Genomic DNA, 23,957 nt, shown 5'->3' with positions numbered 1-23,957 from the left:
TAATCTTCCGCCGCGAGGGCTTGCTACACTTTCAAACATGCTCGAGCAACCTTTGACTCATCGCTTTACGGACGGACGGAGTGAGGGAACGACGATCCTGAAGCTCGTTGGGCCGCTGACCTTGTCTACGATTTTCGGGTTTCAGAATGAGTTTCGCGGGCAGACTCCGCAGGTGATGATCGTTGATCTGAGCGAGTCGCCCTATATGGACTCGGCCGGGCTGGGGCTGCTGATGAACTACTACGTGTCGGCGGAGAGCCATGGGCGAAAGCTTCTGCTGGCAGGCGTGAATGAGCGGATTGCGTCGTTGCTTGAGATGACGAAGGTGCATAAGATTTTGAAGAGCTTTCCGACCGTGGATGCGGCGGAGGCCAGTCTGTAAGAGCCTGTTCGACACGCGGAAGAGCTGATTTGATCTTCGGCGAGGACGCGGATCTTTAGAAAAGACAACGGCAACCGCAACCGCAGATTCCTCCGCTTCGCTGCGGAATGACAAACAAAAGAACAGGCAACGGCAACGACAGAAGAACAGGCAACGGCCACGACAAGAAGAACTCTGAAAGCGCTGGGATAGGGCCGATGACGCGCCCTATCCCGCTTCCTGGTGTCCTGCCGGACGGGCTCCCTGCGCGGGAGGCGGTCACTTCGTGACTCTTGTACCGGTCCTGGTGGGTTAGCGGCCGGGGTCCTCCCTTTGGTCGGAATGGGCTTATTGGGGGGTGATGATGCCTCCTACGGGCATGCTCTTTGGGAGACGGGCTTTCTTTTCGTTTGGGCGCTTGAGGTGCATGGCTTCGGCGGTCATGTCGGTGTACTTGAGGCCTGCGCCGGTGTTGAAGAGGACGACCTTGTCGGTGGGCTTGAGTTCGCCTGAGGCGAGGAGGGCGTCGTAGGCCGCGGTGGCGGCGGCTCCTTCGGGGAGAGGAAGATGCCCTCGTGTTTGGCCCAGTCGAGGATGCTGGCGAGGATCTGCTCGTCGGTGAAGGCGAGGCTGCGCCGCCGGACTGACGGACGATGTCGAGGATGATGGCGTCGCCGTAGGGCTTGGGGACGCGGAGTCCGGCAGCGAAGGTGGCGGCGTTCGCGAAGAACTCGCTGACTGGCTGGCCTTCTGCGAAGGCTTTGGCTACGGGGCGCAGCCGCTGGCCTGGAGGGCGTACATCTTTGGGCGCTTGCTTCCCTTCTCGACCCAGCCTAGCTGCTCTATTTCGTCGAAGGCCTTCCACATGCCGATAAGGCCTACGCCGCCTCCGGTGGGGTAGAAGACGGCGTCGGGGTAGGTCCAGCCTAGCTGTTCAACCAGCTCGTAGCCCATGGTCTTTTTGCCTTCTACGCGGAAGGGCTCCTTGAGTGTGGAGATGTCGAACCAGATCTGGTTGGCGGGGGTGTTGGCGTCGTGCTGGGCCTTGATGTTTTCGGCGACCATGCGGGCGCAGTCGGAGATGAGGCCGTCGACCATGGTGACCTCCGCGCCATAGAGGACGCCTTCGAGGTAGTTGGCGAGGGGGACGTCCTGGGGCATGAAGATGTGGGCCTTGATGTCGGCAGCAGCAGCGTAGGCGGCCAGGGCTCCAGCGGCATTGCCTGCGGAGGGGACGGCGAGATGCTGGAGACCATAGTGCCTGGCCATAGTGACGGCGAGGCCGAGGCCGCGGGCCTTGAAGGTGCCGGTGGGGTTGGCTCCTTCTTCCTTGATGTAGAGGCCGGGGTAGCGCTTGCTGTGCAGCATGGGGGTCCAGCCCTCGCCGAGAGTGACGGGGTTACGTCAGGCAGGACGCTGGAGTAGCGCCACATGCCGAGGCTTGAGGGCGATGCTGCGGCGCGGGAGGCGATGTCTTCGCGCTTTGCGGTGTGGCGGAGCTTGTCCATGTCGTAACGGACGTAGAGCGAGCCGGCGCAGAGGGGCAGAGCGTTTGAGGGGTTTCGGCAGAGAGGTGGTGGTGACAGCGAGAACATTCGATGAAAGCAATGGCGGGCATATATTAGATGTTACCGTAAAACCTGTTGGGTGGCCTTCCGGCCGGGACCGCTGCGCGCGGCGGTCACTTCGTGACGGGTATACTCCTTCGGTTGACGCTCCCGTTGGTCGCGAGGAAGATATTTGCGCCGACCATCGGGAGGCCCGGGCGAAGCCGGTATACATGTCACGAAGTGATCGCTGCCCGCGCAGGGCGAACGTGAGGCAGTCTCTGCCTTCAGTGTTGTTTGAGCCAGCGGCGTGACGAAAAGTCCATGAAGATGCTGGCGATGAGAAGGGCAAAACTGATGGCGAAGGCGCTGACGACCCAGTTGAGCTCCATCCGGCCTTTAAGCATGAACCTGTCGAGCAGGGCCAGGACCAGGACGAGGACCGCCGCCTCTGCGAAGAACGAGGAACATCGTGGTGCAGCGATGGCGATCAGGTCGAGGAGCGGCGATGGTTTCCTCTGGGGCGGAGCTTCGCTACCGGGTGCAACCAGCGCGATTCGATTGGAGGGCTGGGGAGAAGAAGCTGGGATTTGCTGCGGTGAGATGCTCCCGAGGGAGGTTAGTACGTTTTTGTGAAACATAAACAAGCCTTTGTGGTGCCTGCTTCCAGTCTCGCCCGGTGGCATGTGAATGTCGAGTTAATTTCCGGTAAATGAAAGATAATGAACGGTTTATTGATATATATCCGTGACAAATGAGAGAATATGCAGGGAATTGAGGTTTCGATGCGTTTGATCGCGGTGGATATGGACGGGACGCTGGTGGGGCCCGATGGGCAGGTAAGCGAGCGAAATCTGGCCGCGATGAAGTCGGCGGAGAGGGCGGGGGTGAAGGTGGTGGTGGCTACGGGGCGGCGGCACTCTTATGCGATGAGGGTGCTGCGCGGGCTGGGTCTGCGGGAGGAGGATGCGCTGATCAGCTCGAATGGGACGGTGACGCGGACGATTGGGGCGCAACTGTTAGAGAGGACGTTGCTGCCGGTGGAGACGGCGCGGTGGTTGTGTGGGCATGTGGAGGAGTTTCGCAACGCGCTGGTGGTGACCTTCGATAGGGTTGGCTCGGATGGGGAGGATGTCCGCGGGGCGTTGGTGGTGGAACATCTGGCGGAGCTGAATGCGAGCATCGGCAGGTGGGTGGCGGCGAATGAGCCTTATATCGAATGTGTGGTGCCGATTGAGAATGCGCTGGAGGGAGATTCGCCCATCCAGATGATGCTGTGCGGAACGGTGGAGAGGATGCGGCGGGCGGAGGCGAGGCTGCTGGAGCATCCGGGAGTGTCGGCTGTGGGGGTTACGCCGCTGCGGAGAGATGAGGTGCGGGATTTGGAGAATATTGGGTTGGCCAAGAGTGGGGTTTCGCCTCAGGAGAGGGCTGCGGTGACGGAGGCTGCGCTGCATCGGACGGAGTATTCGGAGAGGGATTTGAGTATTGTGGACATTTTGCCGGCGGGGTGCAGCAAGGGGTCGGCGCTGCTGCGGCTGGCGGAGAGGCATGGGGTGAAGGCGGAGGAGATTCTGGCGATTGGGGATAACTGGAATGACGTTTCGATGCTGGAGGTTGCGGGGCACGCGGTGCTGATGGCAAACGCTCCGCAGGATTTGAAAGCGATGGCTGGAGAGAGAGGGTGGGTGATGGGGCGGCGGCATGATGAGGATGGTGTCGCAGAGGCGATTGAAGCGGCGCTGAACCGTCTGCCAGTGACACGATAGTGGGAGTTTTGATTGGGTCGATTGCGGGCCGAGGGTGTTAGGCTTTGAATGTGGCAATGTGTCTTAGATCGTTTGTGTTTGGCGTAGCGATGGTGGCTGTGATGTGTCCGCTGGCGCATGCGGCGGAGCATGTCACGCTGAAGAACGGTTTCGAGGTGGATTGCGTTCGGCGGGAGGCGGTTGGGGATAGAGTTCGTCTCTACTTTGTTGAGAAGGGTAAGCCCGCTTCCGATTCGAACTACATGGATGTTGCATCGGACGCAGTGGTTCGGGTGGAGATGATCGCGGATTTGCCGGAACCAGTGGAAGAGGTGAAGGCGCCGTCTGCGGTAACGTTGATGATTGCACCGACGAAGGAAGAGATGCATGAGATGTTGGCGCATGCGGGTGCGGCGCACAACATTGATGAAGATCTGCTGGCCAGTGTGGTGAGGGCAGAGAGTGGCGGCCAGGTGAGGGCGGTCTCGCGGACTGGCGCGCAGGGGTTGATGCAGCTTATGCCGGGGACTGCGAGTGCGATGGGCGTGGAGGATGCGTTTCGTCCGGAGCAGAATATTTCTGGCGGTACGGCGTATCTGGATTTGATGCTGACGCGCTATCACGACAATGTGGCGTTGGCGCTGGCGGCTTATAACGCCGGACCGGGTGCGGTTGATAAGTATCATGGGGTGCCTCCGTATCGCGAGACGCGGGCGTATGTGGCCAGAGTGATTCGCGAGTTCAATCGGCGGAAGCAGATGGCGATGGTCGCGCTGGCGCGGTGACCGGGCTCAGGCTGCAGACCAAGAGAGAGATGGATGACGAAGCGTAATGGAGTGATGTGGGGAGTCGGCGCAGTCGCGCTGGTGGTGCTGGTGTGGCTGTTTCGGACCAAGGTGCAGTTCGACTGGGCCAACTTCTGGCAGCAGCTTCGCTATGTGAGCCTGGGACATATCGTTGCGGGTATTGTGCTGATTTACGTTACGTTTTATCTGCGGGCGGTGCGGTGGTCGGTGTTTGTGTCGCCGACGAAGAAGGTTGCGGCGACTTCCCTTGTGGGTTCGCAGTTTATTGGCTTTACCGCTGTCGCGCTGTTTGGGCGGTTGGCAGACTTCACTCGGCCGTTCCTGATATCGCGCCGGGAAGATCTGTCCCTGAGCTCGCAGGTGGCGGTGTGGACGATTGAGCGGATGTTCGATCTGGGCGCGGCTGCGCTGATCTTTTCTGGAGCGCTGGCGTTTACTCCGAAGGGGCTGCCGCATCATGAGGTCTTTGTGCGGGCGGGTGTGTTGAGCATGGGCGCGACGCTGGCGATCGCTATCTTTGCGGGTGTGGTGCGGGTTGCGGGTGGGGCGGTGGCGTCGTTTGCGCGGGGGACGGTGGGGCTGGTTTCGAAGTCTGCTGGAGAGAGTATTGCTACGAAGATCATCGGGTTTCGCGATGGATTGAATGCGTTGTCTTCGGCGCGGGACTTTGGTGTGGTGACGCTGCTGTCGCTGACGATATGGATGATGATTGGGTTTGCTTATTTGGAGACGGCGCATGCGTTTGTGCATACGCCTGAGTTGGCAGGGGTGACGTTTTCGCGGACGATGCTGCTGATGGCGGCCAGTATTGGCGGGTCGTTGGTGCAGCTTCCGATTATTGGGTGGTTTACTCAGATTGCGATCACGGCGGCGGCGATGCATACGTTTTACGGTGCGCCGATTGAGGCTGCTACGGCTTGCGGAGCGTTGCTGCTGGTGGTGACTTTTCTTTGCATCATTCCTACTGGATTGATTTATTCGCGGGTGGAGCATGTGAGCTTGAGGAGGGTGGCGCAGGAGAGCGAGGCAGCTGGGGCTGCGGTGGATTTGGGGTAGATGCTGTGTCCTGCCGGACGGGCCCACTGCGCGTGGGGCGGTCACTTCGTGACTTGTATACCTTTTTGCGGTGAGTGAAGGGCTCTGGGCCTCCCGTTGGTCGGCGATGATGATTCCGACCAACGGGAGGAGCTATGCCGCTCATCTTGCCTAGACCGGCATACGCGTCACGAAGTGACCGCCGCCCGCGCAGGGCGCCCGTCCGGCAGGACACCCGCTGCTAGAATCGATTTATTCCGATGAAGTGCCCCTACTGTGGTTTTGCCCAGGACCGAGTTGTCGATTCACGCGAGAGTAAAGATGCGGACTCGATACGCCGGCGACGGGAGTGCGAAGGCTGTAACAAGCGATTTACGACGTATGAGCGGATCGACGAGATCCCCTACATGGTAGTGAAAAAAGACGGAAGGCGGGAGAAGTTCGACCGGCAGAAGGTGCTAAGTGGGCTGCTGCACGCGTGCGAGAAGCGCCCTGTGGCCGCGGTAAATCTGGAGCGGATTGTGGATGAGACCGAGGCGTACGTGGTTGATTCTCCGGAGCGCGAGCGGACAACGAATGAGGTTGGCGAGTTGATCATGTCGCGGCTGAAGGAGATCGATACGGTTGCGTATATCAGGTTCGCGAGTGTGTATCGGGACTTCAAAGACGTTCGCGAGTTCAAGGAAGAGCTGGAAGATTTGTTGAACGGAAAAGATCGAAAGAGATTGTCGAAGAGGTGAGGTGACCGCGGATCTTCGCGGATAGTACGGATCTTAAAGTATAGGCAACGACAAAGACGAAATACGGGGTCTCTCCGCTGCGCAACAGACGATGAGACCGTCTGCCGCTCCGGTCGAGATGACGCCCTTCCGGTGGGAAGATTTGGAATGAGTCTAACTTTACAGAAAAGGCGGTAGTGGATGACGGCAACGAAGAAGACGCACAGGATTACCTTGATTCCGGGCGACGGGATTGGCCCGGAAGTCTCTGGCGCGGTGGTGAAGATACTTGAGGCCGCGGGTGCGGCGACGGGAGTTGCGTTTGACTGGCATCCGTATGACGCGGGGGCCAATGCGTTCGAGAAGACGGGTGAGTACATTCCGAAGGTGTTGTATGACTCGATCGAGAAGAATCGTGTGGCGCTGAAGGGGCCGGTGACGACACCGGTTGGCGGCGGGTTCGCTTCGATCAACGTGACGCTGCGGAAAAAGTTTGAGCTGTTTGCGAATTTTCGGCCGGTGAAAAATCTGCCGGGTCTGAAGACGAAGTACCCGGGGCTGGATCTCATTATTGTGCGCGAAAACATGGAGGATCTGTACGCCGGCCTGGAGCATGAGGTGGTGCCGGGGGTGGTGCAGGCGCTGAAGATTATTACCGAGAAGGGTTCGACCCGGATCGCCAAGTTCGCGTTCGATTACGCACGGAAGCATGGACGGAAGAAGATTCATGCGATCCATAAAGCGAACATTATGAAGCTTTCGGATGGCCTGTTTCTTCGGTGTTGTCAGACGGTGGCGAAGGATTTTCCGGAGGTCGCTTATCACGAACACATCGTGGATAACACTTGCATGCAGCTAGTGATGAATCCTTATCAGTACGATATTTTGCTTACCGAGAATCTGTACGGAGATATTCTGAGCGACCTTTGCAGTGCGTTTGTGGGTGGGCTTGGACTTGTTCCAGGTGCGAACCTGGGGACAGAGTGCGCGATCTTTGAGGCGGTGCATGGATCGGCTCCGGATATTGCGGGGAAAGATATGGCGAATCCTACTGCGCTGCTGCAGAGCGCGGTGCTGATGCTGCACCACATCGATGAACCGGCGACTGCGGAGCGTGTGCAGGCCGGGCTGGAGCAGGTCTATCGTGAAGGTAAGACGCTGACGAAGGATGTCGGGGGAACAAGCGGGACGAAGGCGTTTGCGGATGCGGTGGTGAAGGCGATGGAAGCTCCCGTGGCGGCGGCGTAGGGAATTCTTCACTGAGGACGCACGCAGAGGCAGGGGCGAATACAGGGATCTCTCCACTGCGGCGGCAAAGAACGCCGCCTTCGGTCGAGATGACGATTTTTTGTAAAGGTGCGAGGTGGTATGAGGCGGATTTGTGGGTGGTTGATGGCCGCGGCGGTTGCGGCGGCAGGGTTGAGCGGATGTAAGCCGAGTGACGCAGTGAAGCATAGCGGCGATGGAAGTACGGCGACTGTTCCGGCGACTCCTCCGGCTTCGACGGTTCAGCTCGACAAGGCGACGCTGGGGATGGTGACGGGGACGATTCGGTTTGCTGGGAAGACTCCGGAGCCGGTGAAGATCGATATGTCGATGGACCCCGTTTGTTCGATGACCGCGGGAGACAACTTTGCGGAGCAGTATGCCGTGAAGGATGGCAAGCTCGGGAATGTGTACGTGTATATCAAGAGCGGGCCTCCGGCTGCGATGCTGGCCGGTGGGCCGACGCCTGCTCCTGTGGTGCTGGACCAGGTAGGGTGTAAGTATGTGCCGCATGTGATCGCGGTGGTGCGCGGCGGGTCGGTGGAGTTCAGGAACTCAGACTCGACGATGCACAACATTCATACGATGCCGACGGTGGTGGGAAGCCAGCCGATCGATATCTCGCAGGGGCCCAAGGGTGCGCCGCAGGTGAAGCAGTTCAATCAGCCGGAGGTGATGATTCCGGTGCGGTGTAATAACCATCCCTGGATGAATGCGTTTATCAATGTGTCGGCGACGCCGTTTTTTGCGGTGACGGATGGGGATGGGCACTTTGGGATTAGCGGATTGCCGGCGGGGACGTATACTTTGGCGGCGGTGCACGAGAAGCTGGGCGAGCAGACGATGACGGTAACGGTTGAGCCGAAGGGAACGGCTAAGGTGGATTTCAGCTTTAGCTCGAAGTGAATACGATAAAGCAGCCACGGAGGCGGGATGATTGCAGGATTGACGGTGTTGACAGCGATGCAGCATACGGCGCAGTTCACAGTTGATTTGGCGTTTGTGGTGCATGCGCTGCCGCTTTGGTTTCTGGTGTTTGCTCTGTTTCTTCCACGTCTGGCGATGGTGGTGGCTTGGTTTCAGGGTTTGCTGGGGCCGTTTCACTTCGATCTGACACCGCCTCATTTTCAGGGTTTGGTTCCGCTGCTTTTCTGGCTGCTGCTGCCGAGGGCGCTGGTGCTTTATCTGATCTATCAGGATCAGGGGATTCACTTCTGGTTTCTGCTACATCTGCTGGTGGCCTTACTGGTGTGGGCCGGCGGCGGCCACCGGATGACGCGCACACGGCGGCGGGATAACTAGAGCGTCCTGCCGGACGGGCCTCCTGCGCGGAGGGCGGTCACTTCGTGACTTGTATACCCCTTTTGCTGGGTCTTCTGCTTGATCCTCCCGTTGGTCGGCTTGTGACGAGTGACGGTGTTGGGCCGGCGCGTTATTCTTAGTGGATGGAACGACGCAGGGTTGGCATTCTTGGCGCGACCGGAATGGTCGGGCAGCGATTCATTCAACTTTTGAGCAATCACCCGTGGTTCGAGATTGCGTGGCTGGCGGCGAGCGATCGCAGCGCTGGGAAGACGTATGCCGAGGCTTGCAGGTGGAAGCTGGATACTCCGCTGCCTGCTCGAATCGCTGCGATGACGTTGCAGCCGAATGTTCCCGAGGGCTCGGCGATTGAGCTGCCGAAGATTATCTTTGCGGCGCTGGATGCGGATATTGCGCGGGAGCTGGAGCCGAAGTTTGCGGCGGCGGGATGCGCGGTGATTTCGAACTCGAGCGCGTTCCGGATGACGGCGGATGTGCCGTTGGTGGTGCCGGAGGTGAATGCTGATCATCTCGCGCTGCTGGAGACGCAGAGTTGGCGGAAGGACCATGGCGGGCGCGGTGGATATATCGTCACGAATCCGAACTGCAGCGCGATTGGACTGGTGCTGGCGCTGAAGCCGCTTGAGGAGAGGTTCGGGATTGAGAGCTTGTTCGTGTCGACGATGCAGGCGGTGAGCGGCGCGGGGTATCCCGGCGTGGCATCGCTCGACATTCTGGGGAACGTGGTGCCGTTCATCAAGAATGAAGAGGAGAAGCTGCAGGAGGAGGTCGGCAAGCTGCTCGGCCGCCTTAGCGGCGCGAAGGTCGAGATTTTAGATGCGAAGGTGAGCGCGCACTGCAACCGGGTTGCGGTGGAGGATGGGCATACGGAGTGCGTAAGCATCAAGTTGAAGAAGAAGGCTACGCGTGAGGAGATTCTGGCGGCGTGGAGAGAGTTTTTGCCGCTGGAGGGACAACATCTGCCGACCGCTCCGGAGCAGCCGGTGGAGTATGACGAGGGAGTGGACCGGCCGCAGCCTCGTCTGGACAAGATGCGCGGGCATGGGATGGCGGCGACGGTGGGACGTTTGCGCGAGTGCACCGTGCTGGATTGGAAGTTTGTGGTGTTGTCGCACAATACGATTCGAGGAGCGGCGGGGGCGGCGGTACTGAACGCGGAGGTGCTGGCTTTGTTGGGTAAGCTGGATAAGTTGGGCGTTCCATTGGAGAGGTTTTCGGCCAGGGCCGTGGCGGTGACGGCTTGAGTGTAGCGCGAGAGAAGCTGGTTGTGATGAAGTTTGGGGGTACGTCGGTGGAAGATGCGCCGGCGATGAAACGGACTGCATCGATCGTTCGCGGACGACGGGAGAGGGGGCTGGAGGCTGTCGTTGTGGTATCGGCGATGGCGAAGGTGACGGATCTGTTGTTGTCGGCTGCGGCCGCGGCTGGACGTGGGGATAAGGCTGGGTCGCTGGCGATTGGCGCTCGGCTGAGACACCGGCATATCGATACGTCGACTGCATTGCTGGAGGGGAGCGATGTGTGCGAGTGCAGCAGGTGTTGCATCAGGAGTTCGATGCGCTGGACGACCTGCTGCGCGGGATTGCGGCGGTGGGAGAACTGACTCCGCGTACAAACGATCTGGTTGTGAGTTTCGGCGAGAGGCTGTCGAGCAGGATGATGGCGGAAGCGCTGGATCAGCAGGGGCTGCAGGGCGTGCATGTCGATGCTCGAAGCTGCATCATTACCGACGCGAGCTACGGCAAGGCGGTGCCACTGGATGGTGCGATTGAGGCGAAGCTGGCGGAGATTGTGTTGCCTCTAGTTGCAGGTGGAAAGACGCCGGTGATGGGCGGGTTTATTGGATCGACGGCGGAGGGTGTGACCACTACGCTGGGGCGTGGCGGGAGTGACTTCACCGCTGCGCTGGTGGGTGGCGGGATGCATGCGGGCGCGATTGAGATCTGGACGGACGTGAACGGCATTATGACGACTGATCCGAGGATCTGCCCGGATGCTCTGCGGGTGAAGACGATCAGCTTCGAAGAGGCCGCGGAGCTGGCTTACTTCGGGGCGAAGGTGCTGCATCCGGCGACGATATTGCCGGCCGTGCAGAAGAGCATTCCGGTGTGGGTGTTAAATTCTCGCAACGCGGAGAATGAAGGCACAAAGATTACGGCGATGGCGGCGAAGTGCGCGAGTCCGTTCAAGAGCATTGCGGCGAAGAAGAGGTTGACGATTATTGACGTCGTCGCAAGCCGGATGCTGATGTCGCATGGGTATCTGAAGGCTGTGTTCGATGTCTTCGATAAGTACAAGTGCGCGATCGATATGGTGTCGACGAGCGAGGTGAGCATCTCGCTGACGGTGGACAGCAATCAGCAGTTGCCGGAGATCTGCGCAGAGCTGGCGAAGATTGCGGATGTGAAGATGGAAGGGCATAAGGCTCTGGTATGCCTGGTGGGAGAGGATATTCGCGGGCACAATGGCATCGCGGGTCAGGTGTTTTCGTCGATCAGCCATGTGAATGTGCGGATGATCTCGCAGGGGGCAAGCGAGATCAACATGAGCTTCATGATCGATGAAGAGGATGTCGAAGAGGCGGTGCGGAGTCTGCACAACCACTTTTTGCGAACCCGGATGAGACGGTGTTCGATGTTGCGAACCGGGTTCAGCTTGAGGGTAAGGCTTAGGAAGGAAGACATGCGGGTTCTGGTGTTGGGGATGGGGAAGACAGGCAAGCTGGTGGCAACTGTTGCAGCAGAACACGGGCATAGCGTACATGTGCTGGATGCGAAGGAGAATGCGGGAGCGGCGGCGCTGACGCCACCGTTTGTTTCGGGGTTCGATGTGGTGATTGATTTCACTACTCCGGAGGCGACGGTTCAGAATATGCGGGCGTGCCTGGCGACGGGCGCGAAGATGGTGATTGGGACGACGGGATGGTATGACAAGCTGACGGACATGAAGTCGCTGGCGGAACGGAAACAGGCGGGGCTGTTGTATGGAACGAACTTTTCCGTCGGCGTGCAGGTGATGTTGCGCCTTGCAAAGACGATGGGGGAAGATCTGAAGAACGCAGGGTATGCGTTTTCTATTGCCGAAACGCATCATGCGAGCAAGCTCGATTCGCCTTCCGGCACCGCGATAACCTTGGCTAAGGTTGTGGAGGCTGCGACTGGTGCGACTGCGGTGCCGGTTGAGTCGAAGCGTGACAGCGATGTGATGGGAGTGCATTCGCTGAGCGCTGCGAGCGACGCAGACCGTTTGGTGTTGACGCATGAGGCGTTCTCGCGAAGGGCTTTTGCCGAGGGCGCGGTGAGAGCGGCGGAGTGGCTGTCTTCGCGGTCTGGATGCTATGACTTTCAGGATGTTTACAGCGAGATTTAGTGGTTGCAAGGAGACGTTATGAGCGTGATGGAAGCAGTAGCGAAGACGAAGTTTGCGGATTTGACCTTTGAAGAGAAGCTGGACCGGCTGGCAGAGGTCGCGGTGAAGGTGGGGCTGGGGCTGAGGGCGGGGCAGGAGTTGATCATGTCCGCTCCGATGGAGGCGTTGCCGTTGGTGCGTCGGATCACCGAACATGCGTATAAGGCAGGGGCGCTGCTGGTGACTACGTTCTACTCGGATGACCCGAGTGTGCTGGCGCGATTTGAGTATGGTGCGGATGCGAGTTTCGATCATGCGCCGAAGTGGCTCCAGGATGGGATTGCAGAGGGTTTCCGGAGCGGTGCGGCGCGGCTGGCGATTGCGGGGACTAACCCTGCGCTGCTGGCAAAGCAGGATCCGGCGAAGGTGGCGCGGGCTAACGTTGCGGCGTCGAAGGCGGGTAAGCCGGCGATGGAGTTGATTACGCGGCATGAGATCAACTGGACGATTGTGGCGTGTGCGACGCCGGAGTGGGCGAAGCTGGTGTTTCCAGGAGAGCCGGTGGAGGTCGCGGTTGCCAAGCTTTGGGAGGCTATCTTTGTTGCTTCGCGCGTGGCTGTGGACGATCCGGTGGTGGAGTGGCAGGAGCATGGCGCGCGGCTGAAGACGCGTATGGAGATGCTGAATGCGAAGCGGTTTTCGGCGCTGCACTTCAAATCGCAAGATGGCACGACGGATTTGACCGTTGGGTTAGCGGATGATCATTTGTGGGCCGGCGGTGGGACGACTGCGGGGAATGGAGTTTATTGTCAGCCGAATATTCCGACTGAGGAGTGCTTTACGACTCCGCATAAAGACCGCGTGGATGGGACGGTGCGGGCGTCGAAGCCGCTGTCGCACCAGGGGACGCTGATTGAGAATATTGCTGTGCGGTTTGAAGGCGGCAGGATTGTCGAAGCCACGGCGACGGCTGGCGAAGATGTGTTGAATCGTTTGATCAGTACGGACGATGGAGCGCGGCGGTTGGGAGAGGTGGCGCTGGTGCCGCACTCGTCACCGATTGCGCAGAGTGGCGTGCTGTTCTGGAATACGCTGTTCGATGAGAATGCGGCGAGCCATATTGCGCTGGGGCAGGCTTATTCGACGTGCTTGATCGGCGGCGAGAAGATGGATGCGGAGCAGCTGGCGGCACTGGGTGCGAATGCCAGCCTGATCCATGTGGACTGGATGATCGGGTCGGGTGAGATGGATGTGGACGGTGTGGCTGCGGATGGAACCGCCGAGCCGTTGATGCGCATGGGTGAGTGGGTTTAGCGTCGATTGGCCCGGTAGCCGTTTGGACGGTTTACCGGTCTGGTGCGCTTCGCTCGAAACCACATTGCTCGGGGTGCTTTTAGCGAACTTTGCTGGCTAAAAGCTCTGCTACAGAGGGTATGTAGAAGGGGAACGGCATGTAGTCATGCCATCCGACCAGTAATGAGAACACAAGGTGGATTAGAGGTGCCATGAGGAATGCCATAGGAATGTATTGGGCAATCTCAGCGCGTGACATTCGTAAGGCAAGTGGCGCCAGAGTGAGTGTGATGAAGGCTGGAAGGCCGTAGTAGATCTGCCAGGGGAGCGTGGGTAACCATAGGTGGGCATACCTTGCGAAGATCATTCCTGCTACAACGACGATCATCGCAAGGGTGAGTAGTAATCCCGCGCTGGGTCTACCTGTTCGTTTGCGAGTAATGAACGAAAGAACGGCAATAAATAGAAGAAATGCGGCTGCCATGAAGATGAGGAACCGGGCTATGTCTTGCATCTAGACTCCGAGTTTCGGTTTACGAGCCTTCGCAGGCGTGGTCGACGTTGGTCGTGCAGGATTACGAGGGAGATCGCGGAGAAGTTCCGCTCTGTTTTTCTTGTCGACTGAGGAAATTTCCCTCGCATTCGCAGGAAACTCGCTGTAGATTGATCTTCAACCGTACTGCGGTTCGTCCAAACATCCAAGTTCTCAAAGAGTAGTTTCGGCAAGACGATCTGGTTTGCAGAAAACCTTAGCTCATCTTCCTCAGTAGGCGTATTCCTTCTGTTGCGCGGTGTCGCATCTCTACTAATCGACTTTCGAGGAGAACTCTATGAATTCCGATATGACGCAAGGCGTTTCCCGTAGGTCGTTTCTGCGCATTGCTGGTGCTGCCTCGGCGGCTACTTCGTTTCCTGCATTTGCCGCGATGACACCCGCTGCAGCACCAGCACAGACGGCGCGACGAAGCGGATCGCGTGGGATGCAGCCACTGTCGGCTGACACCGTGGTGATCAGCTCGAATGAAAATCCACTGGGGCCGGCGCAGTCCGCGCTGACGGCGATATGTAGCATGGGCGTGCAGGGCGGCCGGTACCACTGGGATGAGTACGTGAAGACGATTGATGTGTTCAATGGAGAGTTTGGTTTGAAGAAGGATTATTCAGCATTGTTTCCTGGATCGAGCGGACCGCTGGATCTGGCGCTGATGTCTAACCTTGGCCCGGACAAGCCGCTGGTTTATGGCGATCCGAGCTATGAACAGGGACCGCGCGCGGCTGAGGTGATGAAGGCGCCGAAGTATCCGGTGCCGCTGACTGCGACCTACGCGCATGATGTGAAGGCGATGTTGAGGGCACATCCTTCTCCGGGGGCCTATTACATCGTGAATCCGAATAACCCGACGGGGACTATGACGCCTAAGGAAGACATTGTCTGGCTGGTGAATAACAAGCCGAAGGGATCCATCGTGATCATTGATGAGGCTTATCACCACTTCTCGAATGACGAGTCGTGCATCGACATGGTGAACCAGGATAAAGATGTGATTGTGATGCGGACGTTCTCGAAGATCTATGGGATGGCGGGCCTGCGTGCGGGATTTGCGGTGGCGCGGCCGGATCTGATTGATCGATTTAACAACGTCGGTGGGCCTAGCCAGAGCCTGGCGAGTATCTCGATTACGAGCGCTGCCGCTGCTCGCGCGAGTTTGCAAGACAAGGACCTGGTGCCGCTGCGCAAGAAGATCAATGCAGATATTCGGACGGAGACGGTGGAGTTTCTGACCAAACACGGTTACAAGGTTGTTCCGGGGTCGCAGGGCAACATGTTCATGGTGGATGTGAAGAGGCCCGGGAAGGAGTTTCAGTCTGCGATGTTGAAGGAGAACGTTGCGATTGGACGGACGTGGTCGGCCATGCCGAGCTATGTGCGGGTGACGGTGGGGACGAAGGCTGAAATGGAGAAGTTCCAGACAGCTTTCGTGAAGTGCATGGATATGCCGGCGGGTGCGGCGAACGGAGCGGCGGAGCTTCGTATGCCGGAGTTCCACGTGCCGTCGGAGCTCTCTAGAGGCTAGTTGTGTAAAAGAAGCCCTGGCGAGAGATCGCTGGGGCTTTTTTTGTTTTGGGGAGTTGCGGGGACGGTTGTTCTGAAATCAACACCGCCGGCGCGGTAAACTTGCAGTCATTATGGAATTGATGGGTTGTGGAACGGCACTGGTGACTCCCTTTCGCAGGGACGGCAGCGTAGACGAACCTGCGCTGCACGCGCTGGTGATGTGGCAGATCGAGAGCGGGATCGATTTCCTTGTGCCCTGTGGGACGACCGGCGAGGCTTCAACTTTGAGTGAAGTCGAGTGGTTGCGGACCATTGAGGTGGTAGTGGCGGCCGCGGCTGGGCGGGTTCCGGTTTTTGGGGGCTGCACGCATAACTCGACCCAAGAGGCCGTGGCGCGGGTGCAGAAGCTGTCTCAAGTCCATGGGTTGGCAGGCGTTTTGTCCGCGAATCCCTACTACAACAGGCCTGGTCAGGAGGGGCAATATCAGCACTTTCGTGCGATCGCAGAGGCGACGGAGTTGCCGGTGCTGCTGTACAACATTCCTTCACGAACGGGTGCGAACCTGGAGCCGGCGACGGTGCTTCGGCTGGCGGAGCTGAAGAATGTGATTGGCGTGAAGGAGTCGAGCGGAAATATTGCTCAGATCACCGAGTTGCTGACGACGGCGCCGCGGAGCTTCAAGGTGTTTGCGGGAGATGACGGGCTGGCGTTGCCGGTGCTGGCTTTGGGTGGAGCGGGACTAGTGTCGGTGGCTTCGAATGTGATTCCGGTGCAGATGGCGCGGATGGTAAGGGCCGCTCTCGAGAACGACTGGGTGGATGCGCGGCGGATCAACCGGCAATTCTTCCGGCTGATGCAGGCGCATTTCTGGGAAGCGAGTCCTGCTCCGGTGAAGGCGGTGATGCATATGCTGGGGCGTGGGGAGGATGTGCTGCGGCTGCCGATGGTGCCGGTGTCGGATGCGACGCGGAGACGGCTGGAGCGGATGGTGGGCGAGTTGGGAATGCTGGTGGGGGTTCCTCATTCTGGTGGAGATCTGCGGATGTTCTAGGCTGCGATCGAGATGTTTGATTGTCGCGAGATATTGAGAGACGAGGATGATGTTTTGAACGGAACTTTGCAGGAACGAATTGAGCATTGGTTTGCGCAGGGCGCGGCGGCGATTGGGAGTGCTGAGGCGGAGGCGAGCTTTCTTGAGTTGCGCGGGAAGCTGGAGGCGGGCGAGTTGCGGGCTGCGGAGCCGGATGCCTCAGTGCCGCTTGGCTGGCGCGTGAATGGGTGGGTGAAACGCGGGATTTTGCTGGGGTTTCGCATTGGAACGATGATGGAGATGGGTGGAGACACGCTTCGGTTTATCGATAAACACACGTATCCGGTAAGGCGGTTTGAGGTGGCGGATGGGGTGCGTGTGGTGCCGGGTGGCGTGAGTGCGCGGAGTGGGGCGTATGTGGCTAAGGGTGTCGCATTGATTCCGCCTTCTTACGTGAATGTTGGGGCGTATGTGGACGAGGGGACGATGGTGGATTCACATGCATTGGTGGGAAGTTGTGCGCAGGTAGGTAAGCGGGTGCATCTTAGTGCGGCGGCTCAGATTGGCGGGGTGTTGGAGCCGGTGAATGCGAGTCCTGTGATTATTGAGGATGATTGTTTGATTGGCGGGAATACTGGGGTTTATGAGGGGACCGTGGTGCGGAAGCGTGCGGTGCTGGCGGCTGGAACCGTGTTGACGCGGGGGACTCCGGTGTATGACCTGGTGAAAGGCAAGATTTATAAAGCGACGGGGGAGATGCCGCTGGTGATTCCTGAGGGGGCGGTGGTGGTGCCGGGGTCGCGGGCGGTTTCGAAGGGCAAGGGCGCGGAGTGGGGGCTTAGTTTGGCGGCTCCGGTGATTGTTAAATATCGGGATGAGAAAACTGAGCTTTCTTTGGTGTTAGAGGAGATTTTGCGCTGATTTGTGGTGGTCAATCGTGGTGAGTTTGTGGTGTTTTGCGTGGCTGATGTGGTGTTTTAAATGCTGTTTTTTGGGTGTCTAAAAATACGCCACGATTTTGAAGTTTATTTTTTACCGCGTCCTGCCGGACGGGCCCACTGCGCGTGGGGCGGCCACTTCGTGGCGCGTATACCTTGTTTTCGCTGACAACTGTCTGCGGTGGCCCTCCCTTTGGTCGGGAGGGACACTGCTCGGGCTCGGTGTTTATGCGTGTTTGTTTGGGACTGTGTTGAAGAGGTTGATGAAACCCTCGGACAGGGTGGGGTGGGTGAGGATGAGGTTGTGGACGGCGGTGTAAGGCAGGTTGGCGGACATGGCTAGCTGGATGACGGGGAGAAGTTCGCCGGTGCCGGGGCCGATGGCGGTGAAGCCGAGGATTCGGTCGTCAGGGGCGATGAGGACCTTCATGAAGCCTCCGGTTTCGTCCAGCGTGCGTGTGCGAAGGGCGGCGGCCATGGGGATCTTGCCGAGGCGGTAGGCGATTCCCTGCTTCTTCGCTTCGTTTTCGGTGAGGCCTGCGTGGGCTAGTTCGGGGTCGGTGAAGGTGACCGAGGGGATCTGGCGGCCCTTGGTGGTGCGGCTGGCTCCGGCCAGGCTGGCTTGGGCTAAGTTGTCCCGGATGATGCGGAAGTCGTCGAAGGAGGCGTGGGTGAAGTGGGGGGAGCCGGCGCAGTCGCCCAGGGCCCAGACGCCGGGTGCGGTAGTCTCGAGGCGGTCGTTGACCTGGAAATGACCGGCGGGGTGGTCTTGATGCCGACCAGGTCCAGGCCCATGTTCTGCGTGTTGGGGGTGCGACCGGTGGCGGCTAAGAGATGGGTGCCCTCGAGTTTGCCGCCGTCGCTGAGGTGCACGATGACGGATTTGCCGGAGGTGCCTTCGACGCGGATGACGCCGGCGTTGGTGACGATGTCGATGCCTTCGTCCGCAAAGAGCTGGTGCAGGGCTTCGGTGACGTCGGGATCTTCTCGATGGACCAGGGTGGGGTTGCGTTCGATGATGGTGACGTTGGAGCCGAAGCGGCGCATGGCCTGGGCTAGCTCGAGGCCGATGAAGCCGCCACCGAGGATAAGGAGGTGTTCGGGGAGGGTGGTGAGTTCGAGGACTTCGATGTGGGTCATCGGAGTGGATTCGGCGAGGCCGGGGATGGGGTCGATGGTGGCGCGGGAGCCGGTGTCGAGGAAGATGGAATCGGAGCGGAGGGTGCGGGTGCCACCGGCGTTGAGGGCGACCTCGATGGTTTTTTCGGCGATGAAGCGGCCGAAGCCCATGACGATCTCGACGTTATTTTTTGTGTAGTTGGTGAGGTGCATGTCACGGAGACCATCGATCATGCGTTGGCGGCGGGCGCTGACGGCCTCCATGTCGACGCGCCAGTCGCCGTGAACGATGCCGAACTCAGAGCCGCGCTGGAACAGGGAGGCGACCTTGGCGGAGTGGATGACGTTTTTGCTGGGCAGGCAGGCTACGTTGGGACAGGCTCCGCCGAGACGCTTGTCTTCGACGTTGGCGACCTTTTTGCCCTGAGAGCCGAGATGCCAGGAGAGATATTTTCCGGCTTCTCCGCTGCCTATGATGAGTGCGTCGTACTGTTCCGGTGTGGACATAGGAATCTCCGTGAGATTGAACCTAATAATCGCGGCGCTTTTCAGATGCACTGGAGGTTGCAGACGGCTCCTATTATCGCGCCATAAGCTGAGTTGGCCAGCGCCTCCGTCACGGCCGCGCTAATTGGCCGCACTCGTCGGCACCTATGTTCCGGAGAGGAGTGCTTTGGCATTGCTTGATGCCGGTCGTCATCTCCGCGACCTGCTGGAGCGATCCGACGTGTCGGTCAGCTCGAGGTCGAAGTGCTATTTGGAAGTGCCGATAGTGGGGGTTCCGGGATAGAGTTGCTGGCCTGTCTCATGATCGAGAATTTGAATGCCGAAGCGTTCTGCCACTTCTTGCTCGGTACTCAGCTTTGAAGTGACAGGTAAACCCGCGCTTTCCCATGCAGCCAGTCCTCCCTCCAGGATCCACACGCTGAGTATCCCCTTTTTCTTTAGAGATACGGCGACGCGGGCGCTTGTCAGCTGACTGGAGGAATAGCAGTACAGAATGATTCCCAGATCTTTGGGAGAGATGACCTTTGATCGAGCGCGTAAGCGGGCTGGATCGATACGAAACGCGCCAGGAATCCCTGGTCTGTCCTGGCGTTCCTCGTCAAAGCTGAGGAGATCGATGATCACAAACTTCTCTCCGGAAGAGAGCTTTTGATTCAAGAGAAGAGGGGCTATTCTGCGTAGCCGCAGACGCCTTAGCATTCGAATGATGACCCAGGATCGCCAGAGGATGTAGCAGGCTAACGGTATCCCGATGAGCGCAGCCAATAGATCTCCGAACCGGGACAGCGTCGCCGCGACCGTCTCCAGACTCTTCGCGAAGAGAAAGCCGCAACCTGTATAGGCCGTTGCCCAAGCCAGAGCTCCAACAGCGTCGTGCGCAAGAAAGGCAGTCCTGCTGGCTCCTTCCAATCCCGCGAGCGGCGGGGTAACGCCATCCAAGCCAGGCACAAATTTGGCGACAAACAGGGAGCGCAAGCCCCAACGCTGGAAGGCTTCCCGGGCTTTTTGTGCGGTGTACTGCGGGTCGCTGCTGAAGGCACAGATGATCCGCAGGATGCGGCGCCCCCAGTGACGCCCGGCTTCGAACCAGACGAGGTCACCGGCAAGGCAACCGACTACACCAACGCAGAGGACCAGACTTAGATGCAGATCTCCGCTTCTTGCAAGTGCTCCCGCCGTCATCAAGAAGAGGATTGCAGGAACAGGAAGGCAGAGCTGTCTGGCAAACACGGCCAGTCCAAGAATCGGATAACTGAGTCGAAAGGCAAGATTCATTTAGAGCGGTCTACCTGTCTTTGAAATATAGCAATGGTTGCACGCTTTTCGGGGAGTTGCAGGGTTAAGAATCTGTTCTCTCACTGTGAGGAGAAGAAAGTTAGCTTTTCTCTGCCCAGGTTCTGGAGGAGCGTGCTCATGGATATCCCCATCATAATGCGACGCGGATCATCGAAGAGATGCGCGATTGCCGGTACCGATCTTCCCGTGATATCAAGGAAGGCATGAGTACTCCTGAGCAGACGAATTCGGTCGATGCAGCCAAGCGCAGGGCTGCGGTGTGGGCTGCGTCGCAGATCGAAGACGGGATGGCCGTGGGCCTTGGCACTGGTTCGACTTCGGCGCTGGTGATTGAAGAGGTGGGGCGAAGGGTTGCGGAGGGTTTGCGGATCAAGGCGATCGCGACGTCTGAGGCTTCGCAGAAGCTGGCGCTGGAGTTGAAGATTCCGATGAGCGATTTCGCGCATCTGCCCGAGCTGGACATGACGATTGATGGGGCGGATGAGGTGCAGGAGGGTACGCTTTATCTGATCAAGGGGCATGGGGGGCGCTGCTTCGGGAGAAGATTGTGGCGATGGCGAGTAAGAAGTTGATTATTGCGGTGGACCCGAGGAAGCTGGTGAAGACGCTGGGAGCCGTGTTTGCGCTGCCGGTGGAGGTGGTGCCGTTTGGGTATGAGACGACGGTGAAGCGGCTGCAGGATCTCGGGTTCGAGTCTGAGTTGCGGGTGACCGATGATGGCAAACCTTATGTGACGGATGGGAAGCACTACATTGTGCACTGCAAGCTGCCGCAGGTTGGGTTCGATGCGCATGAGGCGGCGGCGAAGCTGAAAGCGACGGTTGGGGTGGTGGAGCATGGGCTGTTTCTGGGGATGGCGAGTCGGGTGGTGATTGGCGGGCCTGAGGGGATCAAGGTTCTTGAGGCCGCTCGGTAGCGAAACTAAATTTCGCGATCTTCACGACGAGCACTTCGTAGCAACAAGATACCCAACAGACCTGGAATTGCAGCCACGAAGAGCGCGAAAGCTGAGTCTCGCGGAAATGATCTGTACTCTTTTGCAGGGCCAGTTTCTTCAACTATTTAGTAGATAAATCCAAATGCGCTGATAGGAGCCAGAGCCATAAGCCATATGGCCGCGAACTTTCTGTACCAAATTGCCGAAATGCACGCTGGTAAGAGAGTGAGTCCATACAGAACTAGTCCTACAATCTCGGGAGCGGTGTCATTGGCTCCGATCGTGAACGAACCGATGAGCGTTGCCCGAGAGCATGAAGCCCCCAAATGCAGCCTAATCCTGTAATTACTTTGGTCGAGTCGTGCATACGCCAGAGTTTACATTGTGCTTAGTCGACGCCGGAGAGCGTGCATTTCGTGGAAAGAGCTGTTTGCCATGAGAACAGACAACGACAAAGGCAAAGACAAATGCGGGGGTCTCTCCACTGCGGCGGCAAAAAACGCCGCCTTCGGTCGAGATGACGATGTCCTCTTGGCGGTTGGGAATGAGAACAGGCAACGACAAAAGCAAAGACAAATGCGGGGGTCTCTCCACTGCGGCGGCAAAAAACGCCGCCTTCGGTCGAGATGACGATGTCCTCTTGGCGGTTGGGAATGAGAACAGGCAACGACAAAAGCAAAGACAAATGCGGGGGTCTCTCCACTGCGGCGGCAAAAAACGCCGCCTTCGGTCGAGATGACGAAGTTTTGCTGTTTGCGATAAGAACGGACAGCGACAAAGGAGGATGACGTGGATTTACAGGAGAAACCGGGGGCGATGGTAAGCTTAAGCATTGATGGCACAAGATAAATTGAAGATGATTCCGCTGGGTGGCCTTGGCGAGTTCGGTATGAACTGCATGGCCCTCCGCTGGCAGGATGACATTATTGTCATTGATGCCGGTCTGATGTTTCCTGAAGAAGAGTTGCTGGGTGTGGACATTGTTGTCCCGGATATCAGCTATTTGACTGAAAACCGCGAGAAGGTTCGCGCGATCCTTTTGACGCATGGACATGAAGACCACATTGGCGGACTGCCGTGGATTCTGTCCGAACTGAACGTTCCGGTGTATGGGACCGAGTTCACGCTGGCGTATGTCGAGGGCAAGCTGGAAGAACACCGGCTGCTGGATGATGCGGATTTGAATGAGATGATTCCCGGGCATCGGATTACGCTGGGGCCGTTTTCGATCATGCCGATCCGGGTGACGCACTCGCTGGTGGACTGCGTGGCGCTGGCGATTCATACGCCGGTGGGCGTGGTGCTGCATACGGGCGACTTCAAGATTGACTTGTCGCCGCCGGATAACAAGCCGTTCGATCTGCATGCGTTTGCCGAGCTGGGCAAGCAGGGCGTGCTGGCGTTGCTGCAGGATTCGACCAATGTCGATCGCAACGGGTATACACCGAGCGAGCGTGCGGTAAGGCCGAAGCTGGACGAGATCTTTTCGCAGACGAAGAAGAAGCTTTTCTTTAGCTGCTTCTCTTCTTCCATTCATCGGATTCGGCTGGCGATGGAGCTGGCGCATCAGCATGGGCGCAAGGTTGCGGTGATTGGACGGTCGCTGGATAACTCGACTGAGATTGCGCAGGACCTTGGGTATCTTGATTTGCCGCAGGGTTTGGTGATTAATCCGGGACAGATTCGTGATTTTCCTGCGAATAAATTGCTGATCATGATCAGCGGTACGCAGGGGAGCCGATGAGTGCGCTGAGCCGGGCGGCGGTGGCCAATCACAAGTTCGCGCATATCGAGGCTGGCGATACGGTGTTGCTGAGCTCGCGGGTGATTCCGGGCAATGAGAAGTCGATTTACCGGATGATCGATCACCTGGAGCGGCGCGATGCGCGGGTGATTCATGATGACGGGCAGTCGGGGCTGATCCACGTGAGCGGACATGGGAGCCAGGAGGAGCTGAGGTTGATGATTAATCTCGTTCGTCCGAAGTTCTTCATTCCGATTCATGGAGACTATCGTCACCTGAAGCGTCATGCGGAGCTGGCGGCGTCGATGGGCGTGGTGGAGAAGACGATTTTGATGGAGGACGGCGACGTTCTGGAGTTCGATAAGGGCTCGGCCACGAAGACCGGGAAGGTTACGGTTGGGCGAGTGTGCATCGATTCTGGCGGGACTTCGACGGACGTGGTGGAAGACATTGTCATTCGCGACAGGAAGCATTTGAGCGAGGATGGCATTGTGCTGCCCATTATTGCGATTAATAAGCAGACTGGCCTGTTGGAGAATCCACCTGAGATTGTGATCCGCGGTATGGCGATCGCGACCGAAGAGGGTTTGATCAGTGAGGCACGGCAGGTGGTGCAGCGGACTCTTGAGGGATCTTCGGCGGAAGAGAAGGCCGACTATGGCGTGATCAAGGAGAAGATTCGGAATGATCTGAAGAGGTATATCCAGAAGAGCACGAGCCGGCGGCCTTTGATCATGCCGGTGATTCTGGAGATCTGACGAACGAACGGGAAGAAGAAAGAGCGCTCCTGATGGGGCGCTTTTTTGCGTCTCGATTCGCTCTGCCAGGAGTGGTTGCGGACCCAGAACGACTTCGCGAGATCTGATTTCGCGAGTGTTGATGC

The 23,957-nt window shown here is 58.5% G+C and carries 21 protein-coding genes and 3 pseudogenes; 18 read left to right on the top strand and 6 right to left on the bottom strand.

Features of this window, described 5'->3' with window-relative positions; all coding sequences use genetic code 11:
• Positions 1 to 52 precede the first annotated feature (52 nt).
• Positions 53 to 382, top strand: coding sequence for an STAS domain-containing protein (locus RBB80_RS14120; protein WP_433968869.1), 330 nt, complete (start codon positions 53 to 55; stop codon positions 380 to 382).
• Between the two features lie 321 nt (positions 383 to 703).
• A complete protein-coding gene (locus tag RBB80_RS14115; protein ID WP_433968868.1) occupies positions 704 to 874 on the top strand; it encodes a hypothetical protein in 171 nt (56 codons plus the stop codon).
• A 252-nt stretch (positions 875 to 1,126) separates the two neighbouring features.
• Here RBB80_RS14115 and RBB80_RS14110 read toward each other — a convergent pair whose 3' ends face one another.
• A complete protein-coding gene (locus RBB80_RS14110; RefSeq protein WP_433968866.1) occupies positions 1,127 to 1,729 on the bottom strand; it encodes a pyridoxal-phosphate dependent enzyme in 603 nt (200 codons plus the stop codon).
• 466 nt (positions 1,730 to 2,195) lie between these two features.
• Positions 2,196 to 2,549 carry a hypothetical protein gene (locus tag RBB80_RS14105; protein WP_433968864.1) on the bottom strand — a complete coding sequence of 118 codons (354 nt, stop codon included), beginning with the start codon at positions 2,547 to 2,549 and terminating at the stop codon, positions 2,196 to 2,198.
• Between the two features lie 123 nt (positions 2,550 to 2,672).
• Here RBB80_RS14105 and RBB80_RS14100 point away from each other — a divergent pair, with 123 nt between their 5' ends.
• The 11 genes and pseudogenes from RBB80_RS14100 (at position 2,673) to RBB80_RS14050 (ending at position 13,467) form a co-directional block, all read left to right on the top strand.
• A complete protein-coding gene (locus RBB80_RS14100; protein WP_433968863.1) occupies positions 2,673 to 3,677 on the top strand; it encodes an HAD-IIB family hydrolase in 1,005 nt (334 codons plus the stop codon).
• Between the two features lie 56 nt (positions 3,678 to 3,733).
• Complete coding sequence (locus RBB80_RS14095; RefSeq protein WP_433968862.1) at positions 3,734 to 4,441, top strand: lytic transglycosylase domain-containing protein; 708 nt, start codon at positions 3,734 to 3,736, stop codon at positions 4,439 to 4,441.
• Between the two features lie 33 nt (positions 4,442 to 4,474).
• Complete coding sequence (locus RBB80_RS14090) at positions 4,475 to 5,518, top strand: lysylphosphatidylglycerol synthase transmembrane domain-containing protein (RefSeq protein ID WP_433968861.1); 1,044 nt, start codon at positions 4,475 to 4,477, stop codon at positions 5,516 to 5,518.
• Between the two features lie 239 nt (positions 5,519 to 5,757).
• Entirely contained in the window at positions 5,758 to 6,237 is a 480-nt protein-coding gene (nrdR, locus tag RBB80_RS14085) for a transcriptional regulator NrdR (protein ID WP_433968859.1), read from the top strand.
• A gap of 180 nt (positions 6,238 to 6,417) precedes the next feature.
• Positions 6,418 to 7,464, top strand: coding sequence for an isocitrate/isopropylmalate dehydrogenase family protein (locus tag RBB80_RS14080; protein WP_433968857.1), 1,047 nt, complete (start codon positions 6,418 to 6,420; stop codon positions 7,462 to 7,464).
• Positions 7,465 to 7,584: 120 nt separating this feature from the next.
• Positions 7,585 to 8,388: a carboxypeptidase regulatory-like domain-containing protein gene (locus RBB80_RS14075; RefSeq protein ID WP_433968856.1), complete on the top strand. Its 804-nt coding sequence runs from the start codon at positions 7,585 to 7,587 to the stop codon at positions 8,386 to 8,388.
• Positions 8,389 to 8,415: 27 nt separating this feature from the next.
• On the top strand, positions 8,416 to 8,784 hold the full coding sequence (locus RBB80_RS14070; RefSeq protein ID WP_433968854.1) for a hypothetical protein: 369 nt from the start codon (positions 8,416 to 8,418) through the stop codon (positions 8,782 to 8,784).
• 143 nt (positions 8,785 to 8,927) lie between these two features.
• Positions 8,928 to 10,049, top strand: coding sequence for an aspartate-semialdehyde dehydrogenase (gene asd, locus RBB80_RS14065; RefSeq protein WP_433968852.1), 1,122 nt, complete (start codon positions 8,928 to 8,930; stop codon positions 10,047 to 10,049).
• Between the two features lie 26 nt (positions 10,050 to 10,075).
• Positions 10,076 to 11,477: pseudogene (lysC, locus tag RBB80_RS14060) on the top strand (lysine-sensitive aspartokinase 3).
• On the top strand, positions 11,425 to 12,174 hold the full coding sequence (gene dapB / locus RBB80_RS14055) for a 4-hydroxy-tetrahydrodipicolinate reductase (protein WP_433968850.1): 750 nt from the start codon (positions 11,425 to 11,427) through the stop codon (positions 12,172 to 12,174). The pseudogene lysC and the gene dapB overlap by 53 nt, the downstream one beginning before the upstream one ends.
• Before the next feature lie 18 nt (positions 12,175 to 12,192).
• On the top strand, positions 12,193 to 13,467 hold the full coding sequence (locus tag RBB80_RS14050) for an aminopeptidase (protein ID WP_433968848.1): 1,275 nt from the start codon (positions 12,193 to 12,195) through the stop codon (positions 13,465 to 13,467).
• Between the two features lie 79 nt (positions 13,468 to 13,546).
• On the opposite strand, the gene RBB80_RS14045 is transcribed toward RBB80_RS14050, so the two are convergent.
• A complete protein-coding gene (locus RBB80_RS14045; RefSeq protein WP_433968847.1) occupies positions 13,547 to 13,960 on the bottom strand; it encodes a hypothetical protein in 414 nt (137 codons plus the stop codon).
• A 316-nt stretch (positions 13,961 to 14,276) separates the two neighbouring features.
• On the opposite strand from RBB80_RS14045, the gene RBB80_RS14040 reads away from it, so the two are divergent.
• From RBB80_RS14040 to RBB80_RS14030, 3 genes are all read left to right on the top strand, one after another.
• Positions 14,277 to 15,521: a pyridoxal phosphate-dependent aminotransferase gene (locus RBB80_RS14040; protein ID WP_433968846.1), complete on the top strand. Its 1,245-nt coding sequence runs from the start codon at positions 14,277 to 14,279 to the stop codon at positions 15,519 to 15,521.
• 112 nt (positions 15,522 to 15,633) lie between these two features.
• Positions 15,634 to 16,554 (top strand): 4-hydroxy-tetrahydrodipicolinate synthase, encoded by a 921-nt coding sequence (gene dapA, locus RBB80_RS14035; RefSeq protein WP_433968844.1) that lies wholly within the window; start codon positions 15,634 to 15,636, stop codon positions 16,552 to 16,554.
• Positions 16,555 to 16,608: 54 nt separating this feature from the next.
• Complete coding sequence (locus RBB80_RS14030; protein ID WP_433968843.1) at positions 16,609 to 17,454, top strand: 2,3,4,5-tetrahydropyridine-2,6-dicarboxylate N-succinyltransferase; 846 nt, start codon at positions 16,609 to 16,611, stop codon at positions 17,452 to 17,454.
• 243 nt (positions 17,455 to 17,697) lie between these two features.
• On the opposite strand, the gene RBB80_RS14025 is transcribed toward RBB80_RS14030, so the two are convergent.
• The 3 genes from RBB80_RS14025 to RBB80_RS14015 all read right to left on the bottom strand — a co-directional run bounded on the left by RBB80_RS14025 (position 17,698) and on the right by RBB80_RS14015 (position 20,372).
• On the bottom strand, positions 17,698 to 18,051 hold the full coding sequence (locus tag RBB80_RS14025) for a hypothetical protein (RefSeq protein WP_433969667.1): 354 nt from the start codon (positions 18,049 to 18,051) through the stop codon (positions 17,698 to 17,700).
• Positions 18,052 to 18,098: 47 nt separating this feature from the next.
• On the bottom strand, positions 18,099 to 19,097 hold the full coding sequence (locus RBB80_RS14020) for a dihydrolipoyl dehydrogenase family protein (RefSeq protein WP_433968841.1): 999 nt from the start codon (positions 19,095 to 19,097) through the stop codon (positions 18,099 to 18,101).
• A 246-nt stretch (positions 19,098 to 19,343) separates the two neighbouring features.
• Entirely contained in the window at positions 19,344 to 20,372 is a 1,029-nt protein-coding gene (locus RBB80_RS14015; RefSeq protein WP_433968839.1) for a VTT domain-containing protein, read from the bottom strand.
• 179 nt (positions 20,373 to 20,551) lie between these two features.
• On the opposite strand from RBB80_RS14015, the pseudogene rpiA reads away from it, so the two are divergent.
• Together rpiA and RBB80_RS14005 are read left to right on the top strand one after the other, a co-directional pair.
• Positions 20,552 to 21,309, top strand: a pseudogene (gene rpiA, locus RBB80_RS14010) (ribose-5-phosphate isomerase RpiA).
• A gap of 856 nt (positions 21,310 to 22,165) precedes the next feature.
• Positions 22,166 to 23,832 (top strand): annotated as a pseudogene (locus tag RBB80_RS14005) (ribonuclease J).
• Positions 23,833 to 23,957: the final 125 nt, after the last annotated feature.

Source organism: Tunturiibacter gelidiferens, assembly GCF_051013345.1.
Taxonomy (GTDB): Bacteria; Acidobacteriota; Terriglobia; order Terriglobales; family Acidobacteriaceae; genus Edaphobacter; species Edaphobacter gelidiferens_A.
This window is presented reverse-complemented; position numbering and strand designations above follow the sequence as displayed.